Here is a 15040-nt window from a genome sequence, read left to right as displayed (position 1 = left end):
TTTTTCTGTTTTTAAAAATTTCCTTTGGACATCTATAAGACGCTGATTTGTCAATCACCTGCACAGGCAGAAGTTAGAAGGGTACACTCTAGCTAAAACAGCCAATCAGTCAATCGTTATTTACTGAGAGAGTTGATTGAGTTTTGACATCGTTCGATAGTCGATACCCTGCTAGCGATTTCGATAGGGCCTTATGCCATGAGTAGGAAACCAAACAGCCCAATGGCAAATAGAAGCATGGAGATGGTGCTGTCGCACTATCTAATGAACCTCTGCATCGTATCGTTGTAATGGTCAAGGCAAATAACTCCATCGCAGATATTTTAGTGATCGACGACGATCCAATTATTCGGCGTATTCTGCAGCGCATGCTCCAGAGTCAGGGGTATCGTGTGGCCATTGCCGAAACTGCGGCTGACGGTCTAGACCAAGCGTTAGCGATTACGCCCCCCGTTATTTTGTGTGACTGGCGACTACCTGGAAACATCGATGGGTTAGAAATCTGCCGCCGACTTAAAGAGCACCCAGACTTGTCCATGAGCTCTTTTCTATTAATTACGGCCCATGCGGAAACCGCAAGCCGCGTCGAGGCATTGGAGGCTGGCGCTGACGATCTGCTGATGAAGCCGATCGACATGGCCGAACTCAAGGCTCGGGTAAAGTCCGGCATGCGTCTTTGTCAGCTCACCCGCGACCTGAAGAAACAAAAGCAATATTTAGAAAATGAACTGGCCGAGGCGGCATCCTATGTGCAGTCGCTTCTACCTCAAGATACGGACAAACCACCGGTTAAGATTCAAACTCGCTTTTTGCCTTCTCAACAGCTAGGTGGAGACTGCTTTGATTTTTATTGGCTAGACCCTGATTATCTGGTGATGTATTTGCTGGACGTATCAGGGCATGGATTAGGGGCCGCATTACTGTCCACATCAGTTCTGAATGTTTTGAGATCGCAGTCCTTACCGGGCACCAACTTCTACCGGCCCGACAAGGTGCTCGAAAGTCTGAACAACATGTTTCAGATGACCGACCAAAACGAAAAGTATTTCACCATTTGGTACGGCGTATACAACCGGGTAAATCGTCAGCTCATGTATGCGAGCGCCGGCCATCCCCCCGCCATTTTGCTATCCCAGCCAGAAGACGAAACACCGAAAACAGAACTTCCCCTAATGACCGCTGAGACCATGCGGTTACGCACCCCAGGCATGCCCATCGGCATGATGCCAGACACGACCTATACCTGGAAACGCTGCTCCATTCCAGACAATAGCTATCTCTATATCTTTAGCGACGGCGTCTACGAAGTCCCCGAAACAGAAATGTCTGAACCTGGGGAAATTTTTGGCCTCGATAGCTTTATTGACCACATTGTTAAATGCCCACGCCCAGGTCAGCTAGACCAGCTAATCAGCCATGCCACCGTGCCCAGCGTAGAGGTGGGCGACGACCTATCTCTACTGGAAATCAACTTTGGGTGAGGGCCCAATCGGTAAACCAGCCGTGCTCGGGCGCCCTAGGATATCGGATGCAGGCAACCGAGGTTGCATATGGGCGGCAGCCCAAATAATAGGTCCAGGTAAGTGCGCCTTACCTGGACCTAGAAACATCTAAAACGATCGTTGGTTCAACCCTAGACGTTAATTCTTAAAATTCTTCGGCCCCGTATACCCCGAAGCCTCAGCCAGAGTGGATAGCGTCTGAGTACCCGCAAGAAATTGCCCATTGACCTCCCAAGTGGGAAACCCGCTAATCTCAGGAACCGAACGACATAATTCCGTCTGGGAATCGGCACCGTCATCAGCACATTCGATGTAGGGCATGTACTTCTTCGCTTCTTTGCCAAAGAGCTGCTTCTGGTCAAAACAGTGGGGGCACCAATAGGCACCATACATTTTGGCATCCACTTCCTTTAGGTGCTTAGCCAAAGCCACTTCGGCTTCGCCCGATGTATTGGTAACCGCTGGGCCGGTGTTGCCAGCTGCCGTCGCCGAAGGGCCGTTGATGCTGATGGAATACATACCAATGGTTGCCACCAAGGTAACCATCCCCATGATCACACCGCGAAATACCAAAGCGCCCTGGTCCTCCCACTGACGCCCCACCAACGTCAGAATAAACATCAACAGCGTAAATGAGGCGGAGGCAATACAGTACAGACAGGCGGCCTTCAATTCGGTGGCCAGCAGGTACATCAAATAGCCACTGAACACCATCATGCCCGTGGCACCGATGAACAGTAGGGGCCAGGTGGTATCTTCCAACTGTTGGCGCTGCTTACTGTTGCCGTCACCATTGATTAAGAGCGGACCTAAAGATAGGGCCCCCATAGTCAGGTAAGCCAGACAGCCAAACAGGGTGAGCGGAATGCCAAAGACGTCGGCATAGGCACTGGTTAGTACCTGATCGCACCCTTTGACCGGGCAAGCGGCGCTGTTGCCCATCAGCTTGATGACGGTCAGATAAGCCGTACCTAGGGCTCCAACGGTTGCGATCGCACCGATGGCCGGGCGTGACCAACGATAAATCCCACGATTTTCCTTACGGCGACGTCCCATAGCGAATAGATAAATTCCAGTTCGTCAAACTACACAAAAGCCAGGCCTGTTTTTAGACAAAAAATACTGTTAAAAATAGCCCCGACTGCATCTTAGACAAAAAATAGGGGCTTCGGTAGAGAAAATTATCGACGTTGCCGATCCTGGGGCCGATTTTGTTTGGCCGACCCAGCTCCTAAAGCGGGGCCCACAGCATCGTTATTCATCCCCCCACATCAGCCACGGCAAATCCCCCATACCGAACCCTTTCTTTATCTACACCTAAAATGCCAGGGCATCCACAAATTGCCCCACACGGTTTGGGTCAATCGGTTGTTCAATTTGCCCCCAACGCTTCAGCGAACTCGACACAATCACCCCATCCGCCGACTGCATCAGCCCCGCAATATTCCCAACAGTGGCACCACTGCCCACCAAAACGGGCGTTGCCCCCGCAGCCGCTTTTGCCCGAGCCAAATCTTCACGGCTAGGCGGCTGCCCAGTGGCCACGCCAGACACAATCACCCCATCGGCCAACCCCCGGTGGATGGTATCCGCCACCGCATCCGCCAACGCCGTGTCAGCCGGCAAAGCCCCCACCGGAGCCGCATGTTTTACCAGCACATCCGCCAGCACCTTAACGTCCGCCCCTAGCTCTCGCCGATAGCGCATCAAGTTATGGGCATCTCCTTCAATCACCCCCTGGTCCGTAGCCATCACCCCAGTCAGCACATTCACACGAATAAACTCAGCGCCAGTGCAAGCCGCAATGGCTAGCCCACTGCGGGCGTCATTACGCAAAACGTTAATCCCAATGGGCAAGGTCACCAGCTGCCGCAAGCGACTGACCACCACCGTCATCGCACTAACCACCGCTGGGTCCACAGATTTTTTCGTAAAGGGGGCATCAAAGAAATTTTCGATGATGATGCCGTGCACCCCACCCGAATCCAAAGCAACGGCCTCTTGCACCGCTCGCTCCACCACCGCCGACAGTGACCCCTGCCAACGGGCAGATGTGGGCAAAGGCAATAAATGAACAACGCCAATGACAGGATTGGGGGTCTTAAAAAGTGTCGTTAACTCCACAGGGGCTCCAAGACATATTGCGGGATCTTAACTATGTGGTTGATCTACCCATTTTTTATACCCACAGAAAACATCAAAGGTAGGGCAGATCAACCTTCTAAGGGATATAGAAGAACCTTCCATCGGGAAAGCCCCCAGAATTGTATAGTTATGTTATAATTTCCTCAACCAGGCAAAAACAATCGCTGCCCGATTGTGACTTGATAGTCAAAGACATGTGGCCATTCCTTGGTAGTTCTTGGCTGATCAAAAGTGGTAGGGTAAGGTGTTAAGTCATCCGTGCGATCGCAACGCCTGCTCTGGAGACTAACATTCTATTTTCCCTCACATAAGACTTTATGGTTCATAAGCCAACCATCGCTATTTCTCACCTTGGCTGTGAGAAAAATCGTGTTGATACTGAACATATGCTGGGCCTATTGGTTCAGGCGGGTTATCAAGTAGATGCCAACGAGGAGCTTGCTGACTACGTCATTGTCAACACCTGTAGCTTCATTGAAGAAGCTAGAAAGGAATCGGTACGAACCCTAGTGGAGCTAGCGGAGGCCGACAAAAAGATTGTTATCACAGGTTGTTTAGCCCAGCATTTTCAGTCCGAGCTATTGGATGAAATCCCCGAAGCTGTCGCCCTCATCGGCACAGGCGACTACCATCGCATCGTTAACGTAATCGAACGGGCGGAAGCCGGTGAGCGGGTAAAAGCCATTTCCGCAGAGCCGACCTACATCGCCGACGAAACCGTTCCCCGCTACCGCACCACCAGCGAAGGGGTAGCTTACATTCGAGTTGCAGAAGGCTGTGACTATCGTTGCGCCTTTTGCATCATTCCCCATTTACGGGGCAATCAGCGTTCTCGCCCCATCGAATCTATCGTGGCAGAAGCCCATCAGCTAGCTTCAGAGGGCGTACAAGAACTGGTACTAATTTCGCAAATCACCACTAACTATGGCGTTGACCTATACGGCAAGCCAAAGCTCGCTGAGCTCTTGCGCGCATTGGGTGAAGTCGATGTGCCATGGGTGCGCATGCACTATGCCTATCCCACCGGGCTCACCTCCGAAGTACTAGAAGCAATTCGCAGCACCCCCAATGTTCTGCCCTATTTAGATTTGCCCTTACAGCACTCCCATCCCGAGATCTTGCGAGCCATGAATCGTCCATGGCAAGGGCGCGTAAACGATGATGTGATCCAACGACTCAAGCAAGAATTGCCAGATGCCGTATTGCGCACCACATTCATCGTTGGTTTTCCTGGCGAAACCGACGAACATTTTGAACATCTCAAAGCGTTCGTCCAGCGCCATGAGTTTGACCACGTTGGTGTATTTACCTTCTCGGCCGAAGAAGGAACCATAGCCGCTACCCTCCCAAATCAGGTTGATCCAGAGATCATGCATCAGCGTCGGGAAGAACTGATGCTCACTCAACAGGAGATCTCCTTCCGACGAAACCAAATGCAAATTGGTCAGGTCGTGAATGTTCTCATTGAGCAAGAAAGTCCTAGCCAGGGTGAATGTATCGGACGTTCTGCAAGGTTTGCTCCAGATGTGGATGGTCTGGTCTATGTCAAAGGTGCGCCTGCCCTCGCCAAAATCGTTCCCATCGAGATTACTGGAGCTGATACCTATGACTTATTTGGCACCGTACTTTCGGCTAAATCCCTGCTAACCAGGGAGTCCGTGAGCGTTTCTTCCTAAATTTCCCTTGTCTACCCGCCTTTACTGGCCCACCTGTCCGTCTTAAATGACCTCGAAAGGAGACTAAATGACATTGTCTTTTGCTGACCTTGGGTTGTCTGACCCTCAAACTCAACATCTAGAGGAACTTGGCTTTAAGGAGCCGACTCCAATTCAAGCGCAAGCCATTCCCCACATGCTTGCCGGTCATGATGTCGTGGGGTTAGCGCAAACGGGAACAGGCAAAACCGCCGCCTTTTCTTTGCCCATTTTGGAGCAAATTAACATCAACAAGCGGGCGGTACAGGCATTGGTACTCACCCCTACCCGTGAGCTAGCAATGCAGGTATGTCAAGCCGTACAGACCCTGCGCCATAGTCCTCAACTCCATGTTTTGCCTGTGTACGGTGGGCAGTCCATCGAACGACAGCTTAGCCAGTTGCGACGTGGAGTTCACATGGTGGTAGGAACACCAGGGCGCATCCTAGATTTACTCAACCGCGGCGGTCTTAAGTTCGATCAGTTGAGCTGGATGGTCTTGGATGAAGCCGACGAAATGCTGAACATGGGTTTTATTCAGGATGTAGAAAACATTTTGAGCCACGCCCCAGCAGAGCGGCAAACTGCGTTTTTCTCCGCCACCATGGAGCCCACAGTGCGCGAACTGGCAGCGAAGTTCCTCCAGTCTCCCGTCACCGTCAAAGTTAAGGCACAAAATACTGCGCCTAAGAGAATTTCTCAGCTAGCCTATGTTGTGCCCCCCGGCTGGAGCAAACCTCGGGCCCTGATGCCGATTCTGGAAATGGAAGATCCAGAATCCGCCATTATTTTTGTAAGAACTCGTCGCACCGCCGCTGAATTAACCCGTCAGCTCCAGTTTGCTGGCCACAGTGTGGATGAATACCATGGCGATTTAAACCAGGCCCAACGCGAAAGGCTATTGCTGCGGTTTAAGCAAGGGCAAGTGAAATGGGTTGTGGCCACAGACATTGCGGCTCGAGGCATCCATGTGGACAACCTCACCCACGTGATCAATTACGAACTGCCTGACAACTTAGATAGCTATGTGCATCGTATTGGTCGTACTGGACGGGCAGGTCAAGAAGGACGAGCCGTATCCATTGTGCATCCTTTAGAAAAATATCAGGTGCGCCAAATCGAGCAGCACCTCAAGCAGGAACTCACCTTCTGCAAGGTACCAACACGGGCGGAAATTGCCGCTCGCTCCCTTGAAAAATTACAAACCCAAATGAAAGAGGCGGTCACCAGCGAGCGCCTGGCCTCCTTTTTGCCCATCGTTTCCCAGCTCACCGAAACCTATGACCCCCATACGGTAGCTGCCGCCGCCTTACAAATGGCCTACGACCAAACACGGCCTACTTGGATGCGCAGCGACAAGGAACAGTACATGGCAAAAGAAGAACCACGCCGTCAGCGGAACCGTCGCGGGGGTCCCCGTCGCCGCCGTCGCATGGAAACGCCAGCCTCATAGAACACCATTACCCGTAAAAACTGAGTAAAGTTATACTCCGCCTTCGTATACCTCGCCTAATATGGGCATAGGGTCCGTTCTAGGAGGCATGTCAGGCGTGTTAGTTGTTCTGCTAAACGATCAGGTACTGCCATCCACATCGGTTTGCTCTAGCTGTTTGATGGCGAGTCACACGGGTGAGCCTCGGTTACGGGAAGGCAAGTTGGGGTGTGCTCAAAGGTTAGAATCCTCTACCGAGCTCCCCCAATATCAGTGCCAGATGGGCTTTCGTCTTGCCAATTTAGAGTCCTTTAGACCTTGTGACTATTGAATTGTGGCATTTGCCAAGACCTAGCTCATCTGCTTGATTAAGCCAGTGCCCTGACGCATTTGCTAAAAGTCGCCTTGATATTTTGGTGTAGAACAGCCATGGAAGTCCATGGCTTCCTGGAGCGATGCCGTGGGCCTAAAGCAGCCTGATGGACAGCGTTACAACTGGTTCTACGGTTCCTAAATCAAGATGGCGCCCTAAACCTGCGCTATGCTGAGAACATGCCTTCGTTAATAACGCTTTCAAAGAATTCCTATGACTTGGCGTAGCACAACTGACACTTCTGACAAGCTACTGGGCTGCCTACCTTACTTTTTACCACTGTTCGATGCGGTTATTGTCGGCGGTGCAATCTTTAAGCTCATTTCCAACTTCCCGGCATTAGCGCCCGTTGGCAATATTCTATTTTTACTGGTCTCACCAGTTATGTTTATCTACGGATTGGTCCCCTTTGGGTTGGGCTCCATTGCCGTATTTTTCGCACTGTTCTTTTTAGTGGTGCGCAATTCAAATATTAGTCACTTCATTCGATTCAACACGCTGCAAGCCATTCTAATTGGCTTCATTATCTCTATCGGTAGCATCCTGTTAGATTTAATCAGTGTTCCGGGTCTAGAGCTCATTACCGATACGTTCTACAACGTTCTGTTGTTTGGTGGTGTCGCCGCCGTTGGCTACTCCATTTTTCAATGCATAATGGGCCGTTACCCAGAAATTCCTACTATCTCTGAAGCCGTCCATATGCAAATTGGTCGCTTTTAAGGTTGCTCTGTTGCCCTAAATGCGGGCAACGGAAAAAATTGTGCTGGCCATACTGCTATGATGGTTAATCCTTGCTTGGTGAAATAACCAAGCCTTTAAGTCCATAAGGAGAAGCCATGAGCAATTTCTACGAAACCATGTATATTTTACGGCCCGATATCAGCGACGAGGCCGTTGATAATACTATCGGTAAGTATCAAGGCATGATTCAAGAGAAAGGCGGTGAAGTGCTAGAAACTCAGCACCGTGGCAAGCGACGTCTTTCCTATGAAATCAATCGCTATCGCGAAGGCATTTACATTCAGATGAATTATCAGGCTCCAGGAGAAACCATTTTTCCCATGGAGAGGGATATGCGTCTCAGTGAAGATGTGATTCGCTACCTGACGTTGGTAGTAGATGAGCCCCAAGAAGCGGCTGAAGCTGAAGTTCCGTCTTCTGCAGCACCGCTAGGTTCCTAGGGAACTGATTCAGCGGTTTAATTCATAGCTGAATCCCACTATTTTTGAAGATGTTCGCCTCCGATGCGCTTTTGGTAATCGGAAATTATTTGACTAAACGCTTTATCGGCGAGTAGTTTCGGAGAACATTAACGGTAATTTTTTCTAAATGAACGTCGTGACCGTCTGGTATTGGTTACGGCGTCTTTTTTTGCGATTTTTGCAGTAAATTACAAAGCAAAAGCATAAACCCCTTGCAATTTACAGAATTGGTGCTAAATTTGTGGGCACATTGACCCATGAAATACCGCTTAAGAAGTCATCGTTAGTACTGTAGGAGTGATCACGTGGCCCCACTGACCCAGTTAAAAACATCTGATGCGCAGGTAGAAATTGCACGATTGCAGGACGAATTACATATGAGAGACCAGCTGGTGCAGCAGCTATCTCAAGAATTATTTCGCCTAGTCAAAGGCAATCAGGATTTCTTGCCTTCCCCAGATGTTTCTGAGCGTCATCAGGCTGAGGTACGGGCTTTACGAGAACAGCTGCAAGGCGTAGAAAAGCAGGTGGCCTTCTACCAAGAGCAAATTTCTAGCCGGGATGAGGAAATTCAACAGATGCGTCAAACTGTCGGTGAACTAACCGACCGTACTCGCATGTTGGAGCAGGTCGTTCAAGAACTGCCAAAAATCTATAAGCAAAAGTTTTCTGAGCGTATGTTGGTGGTAAAAAATCGGGTTGCCAATATTCAGCAGGAAAATCGACAGCTCAATGCTGAGCTCCAAAATGTGAGTTATCGCTTAGCAGTGCGCACCCGCCGCACTCAGCATTGCCTAGACTTACCCACATTTCCCCAGTCCATGTTAGGCAATGCCACTATGGCTAGCTTTGCTGAGGTCTAATTTTTTGTTGCTGATCCGAAGCATTTCATAATCACTGCGTATATGCGATGAACCTCTCCGACGGAGAGGTTTTTTTATGGCGTTTGGCTAAATTCGGCATTAGTTTCACGGATCGTGTATCAATTTTGTGTAGAGAAGTGGTGAAAGTCTGGGCTTTAGTAAGAAAAATCAGTGGTTTTAGCTAGAGAAGCGCCCCAATAAGAAGGAAAAATAAATAAAATATAAGAAACGTAAACTCACCTATATGCACACTGTCCCATTCGCGTTTGATTTCTTCTCACTCGAAACGATTCAAGCGTTGGCGCAGGATTATGGTTACTGGACCATTTTTTTTGGCATCATGCTTGAAAATATGGGGCTGCCCCTACCCGGTGAAACGGTAACTCTAGTGGGTGGTTTTTTGGCCGGTAGTGAAGAACTCGCCTATCGATGGGTATTGTCTAGCGCGATCGCAGGCGCCGTCATCGGCGACAGTATCGGTTACTGGATTGGCTTTTATGGGGGCTGGTCGCTCTTACTACGTTTGGGCACCCTCCTGCGCATCGACGAAAGCAACCTAATCAAAATTCGCGAACAGTTTAGCCAAAATGCAGACAAGGCCGTCATCTTTGGTCGCTTTGTCGCACTACTAAGGTTTTTTGCAGGCCCCTTGGCCGGTATCGCCCAGATGCCCTACTGGAAATTCCTACTGTGCAATTTGTTAGGCGCTAGCCTATGGGGTACCACCATGGTTACCCTGGCATTTTTCATAGGTCGCCTAATTCCATTGGCAACGCTAGTAAGTTGGGTTACGCAATTTACCGTTGCCATCCTATTCCTCGTTCTACTGTGGCTTGGCATATTCTGGTGGATGGAAAAAAGACAACAGGCACCAGCGGCCGACTAATGCGACAAGTTGCGTACACATATATACGTTAGACCCACCTTTTTTAGTGCATACGCCGATGTAAACCCGACTGGGCCAGTATCATAATTGGCACAGTCACCTTGGGGACAATGCAATGAGCGGCGTTGAACTAATTATTTTTGGAGCAGGACCAGCCTTTGGGGTATTCATTTCCCTTGTGTCTTGGCTATATCGAGGGTATACAATTCTAAATTCTGACTACAGTCAAACCCAATACAACCATGACTGGATTTAATGGCTGAGCTGATTTTAGTCACCGGTCCTGCCCGCTCTGGAAAAAGTGAATGGGCAGAACATTGGGCAGACAAGATGCAAAAATCGGTGATTTACATTGCCACCTCCACCCTCTCAGCAGAAGATACGGAATGGCAGGAGCGGGTTCAGAAACATCGTCAGCGGCGGCCAAGTACATGGCAAACCCAGGAAGTTCCTAGAAAACTAGCGTTAGCTATTCAACAGGGCCAACATAGCCAATGCCTGTTGGTAGATTCTTTAGGTACCTGGCTGGCTAATTTTTTGGATGATGATGACACAGCGTGGCAGCATAGCCAGGATGAGCTTTTAGCCGCTTTAGCCACCGCTGAGTGTGATGTCATTTTTGTGGCCGAAGAAACCGGTTGGGGCCTAGTTCCGGCCTATCCACTAGGGCGTCTCTTCCGTGACCGATTGGGAAGCTTAGTCAGGCAAATTGGCCAAATTGCAACCCAGGTATATTTAATCACAGGGGGTTATGCCTTAGATTTGAAGCACTTGGGCACCCCCTTTCCAAAAAAAAGCCCTTGAACTGTGATCGTGTGCAGACATCACAGACCTTGAAAATAGGTTAACGTCTGGGGACTTCTAAAATTACAACGCTAGGATTAACCTATGACAGTCAGCGTGCTGTAGCCAAGATTGTTTCACAGTACGAGGTAGTCAAATGGCATCCCCACAAGAAGTACAAACGTATTTGGCCTATTGGTTTCAGCTAGGCAAGCCTATACACCTAAATAATGGACAAACTACGCAACGTCCTGTGCCCGTCCTAGAGGGCAATCGATTTAGCCGCGCTTTTCAGGATTGTTGGCAGGCGGTCATCGCTGTAAATGGCCGCGATTGCTATCTAGATGGTGCCAACGAAACCATCGAAGAGCTACTATCCCCCCATTGGGAAATTACAAACTGTGCCCTTTGCAGTATTCCAACGACCATGTCTGCAGTGATGCCGGTGGCAGGGCTATGTTCCTGTGGTGATATGGAGTCTTGGCCCAATGATGAGCTACCTGCGCCCCACATGCCCATCAATAATAAAAAGCACTTCAGCCGTTTAAAGACTCGGCTCAATGAGCATCATCCGTTAGGTGGTCATCAGGCGGAGGGTGAACGTGAGCTGCAGAGAATTCATCTGCTGGATACAGACATCTCTGAGAAATAGCAAATTTTAGAGATGCCTGAGCGCTGCTTAGGTCCAGGGTTTATCGTCTTCGATAGGCCCACACAAGGCAGTGGGCACAGCAGTCAGCCAAAAGTTCGCCACCCTAGGGCAAGCAGCAGTAGCCCATAAAAAGAGAGCCCAGGCAAACATACCTGAGCTCTCACAGCTAGAGATAACCTCTAGAACTAAAAAAGGTTACATGGCTTAAAGTCGATCTTGTCGATCTTAAATAGCCATGTGAACTCTATTACCAGCTTTTCTTACGACCACCACTGCGATCTTCACGGGGCTTAGCCTTGTTAACCTTTAGATCACGCCCCATCCACTCTGCACCATCTAGTGCTTCGATAGCAGCAGTCTCTTCAGAATCACTGCTCATTTCTACAAAAGCGAAGCCACGCATGCGACCGGTCTCACGATCAGTTGGGAGGTGAACACTCTTGACCGTTCCATATTCTGTAAATACAGACATCAGATCATCTTTTGTAGCATCATAAGACAGATTGCCTACATAAATTGACATAAATTGTCTCCAAAACTTAAGGGATATACAGAGGGAAGTTTCGAGAAGGAAAATGTCAATGGAAAAACGTGAAAATTCGTTAATACTAGAAACAAAAGTTACCAACCGATCTTTTTCTCTGAAGCAACTATAGCTTAAGAGCACGCTGCTGAAACTAGTGGAAGATTACATTAGTTTTAGCACTTAGTAACAGCCGCATACTCCATGGGTACAACACAAAGACGTTGTCGAGCCGATTGCACGGCACTTCGGCCCAATTTATATCTGTGCTGTTGCCCTCAGCATCTAATCACTGGGCAAAAGTATAAGATCTTTTTAACACAGATACAGTGGTCACAATCACAGGTCTCTATGGACTCATTTCACTGATTGCGACAAAGGCAACAACATAGTCATTGATGGCACTAAAGAGATATTGAATGGCTCTGGAGTGATACTGGCGTGAAAAGACGATTAAGTATCTCAGCAAGCCACAGTCATTTCTCCTTAGCGATGCCACGCAAAAGCTTTTTTTGCCTCAGGCTCCTTTGCCGAAAAGCCGCTCCCAGGAAATATCGATCCCCAATCAGTCAGGGTAGCGATCTCACACGCCCGGTGGCACATCGCAACCGACTAGGCCACTACTCGCGCTACATTGTGAACAAAGAAATCGTGGGCCATGAGGGTATTGGGAAAAATGGCTTTGGCCTCTGCTAGCAAATCCTTCAGTTGGAGACTGTTTCCCGGTGCATAGCGAGGGCTAAAGTGGGTCAAAATTAGCTGCTGTGCCTGGGCTGCGAGGGCCACTTGGGCTGCCATGGTCGAAGTGGAGTGTAGCCGCTGATAGGCAAGCTCAGCATCCTGATGGGCAAAGGTGGATTCATGGATGAGCACACTGGCGTGCTCAGATAGCTCAATGGCGCGATCGCAAAAGATGGTATCGGTGCAGTACACCAGCTTACGGCCTTGAATCGTATCTCCACATAGATCGGCCCCATTAATCACCCGACCATCCCCTAAGGTAACGGCCTCACCCCGTTTCAGCCGACCATAGATGGGGCCAGGGGGAATCCCCAACGATGCCGCCCGTTTCACATCAAATTGCCCAGAGCGATCTTTTTCCACCACCCGATAACCAAACGCAGGCACCCGATGCTCTAAACGCTGGCAGTACACCGAAAACTCACCCTCATCCAGCACCTTCCCCGGCTCCACCGTATGCACCTTAATGGGATAAGAAAAATGAGTTTGGGAATATCGGCGACAGGCCTGCAAATACTCGTTTAACTTCGGCGGACCATAAATATCAATCCGCGATACATTCCCCGCTAACCCACAGCTAGCCAACAACCCCATCAGACCAAAAATATGATCCCCATGCATGTGGGTCACAAAAATGCGACGAATCTGACTAGACTTGAGGTCGCTTCTTAAAAACTGATGCTGGGTCCCTTCGCCACAGTCAAACAACCAAACCTCAGCCCGTTGGGGTAGCCGCAGAGCAACGCTAGACACATTGCGAGCCCGCGTGGGAACACCAGAACTAGTTCCAAGAAAAGTAATTTGCAAGGGAGTTGCCAGGGTAAAAAAGCTCGTGCCGCGTTAGAAGAGCATGGACCGCCCTGTAAAACGCGCAGCATCAGCATGCCTTACATGAAATCATATCGGGGAGCAGCAATACCCACAAAATTCCAGATGCAGCCTAGCCGTTCGTCAATCAGAGTGGAACAGCGTTTGGCTAAATAGAACGACCGATCATCGGTAAATGTACAGACCAAAACCAGATTCCAGGGGCCAAACATCAAGATTTCTTGACTTTTATCGCTAATTCCAGAAATTAGTTTTGGAGGATAGACCCGTGGAGCAGCAACCGTTAAGTAAGGTTACGGACCATCCTTAGCAAGAACTTATCGGAATTTAGTGAAGATTCATCACAGAAAAAACTGTACTGATTGTTACAATATTCTACGGAGATTAATTAGACAGTGCGCAAAACGCATTTTCGAACACCTCCAAATGAGAGATAAACGCAAAGTCAAAAGACTTATAAAATCGGCTCCTGATTCAGGGCCGATTTTTCTTTTGGTGAATTATTATGCATGATTCTTATCGGTTGATCACATTGGTTAGGCGCGTCAATGCTTTTGCTTAACGCTCAGACAATTGATAGTGATAGACCAATGATTGCTGCAGGTAATGGATAAAGTAATCGCTAGCGTGATCAATCAAAGCCGGACGTATCTGTTTTCGATAGGTGCGATTAAATACACTGCCCTTCAGCACATCTCGCTTAATAATCAGGTAAGCGCGAATGCGTTCCTTAATTCGCTGCCTCACCTGCACACCGTTCACAATTTGCCGATTGTGAGATAGCCGTGCCCCAAACATCTCCACAAGATAACGCCGCACCGTATCAGAATAATTAAACCAACTGGCCTCTAAGATGGCATCCCTCACCGATAGGGTGGGGTTTTCGTATAGCAGCCGCCCGACCACAAAGGCGACTAAATCAGAGGCATAGTCTTGGTCAGACGCAAATTTAGTCAATAGCTCGGCCAACACCTCCGGTTTATAGCTGTCCGGGCCATATTTATCGAGATAGACCTCAATGGGCTGGGCTGTATCGCCAATGGCCGCAGTATATTCGCGGCTGTCGTAGCCTCGCCCCGTAACGGCTTTGGACATTAGCCACAGCACCCCATCGGTGAGGGTAGACCTGAGGTTCCCCCCCCAGGTTTGATCCGATAGGGCGGCCATAAAGTGGGCAAAATCAATGCTCTGGCCCATGAGGACTACGGTTTGGTCGTCCAATTCTCCCCGAATAAATTTAGGGTTATTGCCAGCAACCATCTCCCAAAATTTATTGGCATAGGCTGGCCGAGTATAGGCCCGCAATGAACGCACCACCTGAATTGAGGAACTTTGAGGACGCTGATGCTGATAGTCATCAATAAACTGCAACATTTTGTCCAAATTGGTGGCCATGGAGATCACAGGAGGCGTGTT

14 protein-coding genes are annotated in these 15040 nt (G+C 49.3%); 9 read left to right on the top strand and 5 right to left on the bottom strand.

Annotated elements, in window-relative coordinates; all coding sequences use genetic code 11:
* Nucleotides 1–290: 290 nt before the first annotated feature.
* Nucleotides 291–1481, top strand: a complete 1191-nt coding sequence (locus tag IXB28_RS01135) for a PP2C family protein-serine/threonine phosphatase (RefSeq protein WP_215616700.1) — start codon at nt 291–293, stop codon at nt 1479–1481.
* 159 nt (nt 1482–1640) lie between these two features.
* Here the strand turns inward: IXB28_RS01135 and IXB28_RS01130 are convergent, their stop codons facing one another.
* The gene (locus tag IXB28_RS01130; RefSeq protein WP_215616699.1) at nt 1641–2558 is read right to left on the bottom strand and encodes a vitamin K epoxide reductase family protein; all 918 of its coding nucleotides are present in this window, start codon (nt 2556–2558) and stop codon (nt 1641–1643) included.
* Between the two features lie 261 nt (nt 2559–2819).
* Nucleotides 2820–3626: a photosystem I biogenesis protein BtpA gene (gene btpA, locus IXB28_RS01125; RefSeq protein WP_215616698.1), complete on the bottom strand. Its 807-nt coding sequence runs from the start codon at nt 3624–3626 to the stop codon at nt 2820–2822.
* 338 nt (nt 3627–3964) lie between these two features.
* Between btpA and rimO the strand changes: the two genes are divergently transcribed.
* The 8 genes from rimO (at nt 3965) to IXB28_RS01085 (ending at nt 11532) form a co-directional block, all read left to right on the top strand.
* Nucleotides 3965–5323: a 30S ribosomal protein S12 methylthiotransferase RimO gene (rimO, locus tag IXB28_RS01120; RefSeq protein WP_215616697.1), complete on the top strand. Its 1359-nt coding sequence runs from the start codon at nt 3965–3967 to the stop codon at nt 5321–5323.
* A 67-nt stretch (nt 5324–5390) separates the two neighbouring features.
* A complete protein-coding gene (locus IXB28_RS01115; RefSeq protein ID WP_215616696.1) occupies nt 5391–6794 on the top strand; it encodes a DEAD/DEAH box helicase in 1404 nt (467 codons plus the stop codon).
* Nucleotides 6795–7359: 565 nt separating this feature from the next.
* Nucleotides 7360–7866, top strand: a complete 507-nt coding sequence (locus tag IXB28_RS01110) for a Tic20 family protein (protein ID WP_215616695.1) — start codon at nt 7360–7362, stop codon at nt 7864–7866.
* Nucleotides 7867–7982: 116 nt separating this feature from the next.
* Complete coding sequence (gene rpsF, locus IXB28_RS01105; RefSeq protein WP_215616694.1) at nt 7983–8327, top strand: 30S ribosomal protein S6; 345 nt, start codon at nt 7983–7985, stop codon at nt 8325–8327.
* Between the two features lie 335 nt (nt 8328–8662).
* Complete coding sequence (locus IXB28_RS01100) at nt 8663–9211, top strand: Npun_F5560 family protein (RefSeq protein WP_215616798.1); 549 nt, start codon at nt 8663–8665, stop codon at nt 9209–9211.
* 244 nt (nt 9212–9455) lie between these two features.
* Nucleotides 9456–10097 carry a DedA family protein gene (locus tag IXB28_RS01095; protein WP_215616693.1) on the top strand — a complete coding sequence of 214 codons (642 nt, stop codon included), beginning with the start codon at nt 9456–9458 and terminating at the stop codon, nt 10095–10097.
* 255 nt (nt 10098–10352) lie between these two features.
* Complete coding sequence (gene cobU, locus IXB28_RS01090; protein ID WP_215616692.1) at nt 10353–10901, top strand: bifunctional adenosylcobinamide kinase/adenosylcobinamide-phosphate guanylyltransferase; 549 nt, start codon at nt 10353–10355, stop codon at nt 10899–10901.
* Nucleotides 10902–11037: 136 nt separating this feature from the next.
* The gene (locus tag IXB28_RS01085; protein WP_215616691.1) at nt 11038–11532 is read left to right on the top strand and encodes a hypothetical protein; all 495 of its coding nucleotides are present in this window, start codon (nt 11038–11040) and stop codon (nt 11530–11532) included.
* Between the two features lie 247 nt (nt 11533–11779).
* On the opposite strand, the gene IXB28_RS01080 is transcribed toward IXB28_RS01085, so the two are convergent.
* The 3 genes from IXB28_RS01080 to IXB28_RS01070 form a co-directional block, all read right to left on the bottom strand.
* Nucleotides 11780–12055, bottom strand: a complete 276-nt coding sequence (locus IXB28_RS01080) for an RNA recognition motif domain-containing protein (protein WP_215616690.1) — start codon at nt 12053–12055, stop codon at nt 11780–11782.
* A 612-nt stretch (nt 12056–12667) separates the two neighbouring features.
* Nucleotides 12668–13603 (bottom strand): ribonuclease Z, encoded by a 936-nt coding sequence (locus IXB28_RS01075; protein ID WP_215616689.1) that lies wholly within the window; start codon nt 13601–13603, stop codon nt 12668–12670.
* A gap of 579 nt (nt 13604–14182) precedes the next feature.
* Nucleotides 14183–15019, bottom strand: a complete 837-nt coding sequence (locus IXB28_RS01070) for a hypothetical protein (RefSeq protein ID WP_215616688.1) — start codon at nt 15017–15019, stop codon at nt 14183–14185.
* Nucleotides 15020–15040: the final 21 nt, after the last annotated feature.

The organism is Leptothoe kymatousa TAU-MAC 1615, assembly GCF_018739865.1.
Lineage (GTDB): Bacteria > Cyanobacteriota > Cyanobacteriia > Phormidesmidales > Phormidesmidaceae > Leptothoe > Leptothoe kymatousa.
The sequence above is the reverse complement of the archived record's forward strand: the minus strand, read 5'-3'. Positions and strand labels throughout refer to the sequence as shown.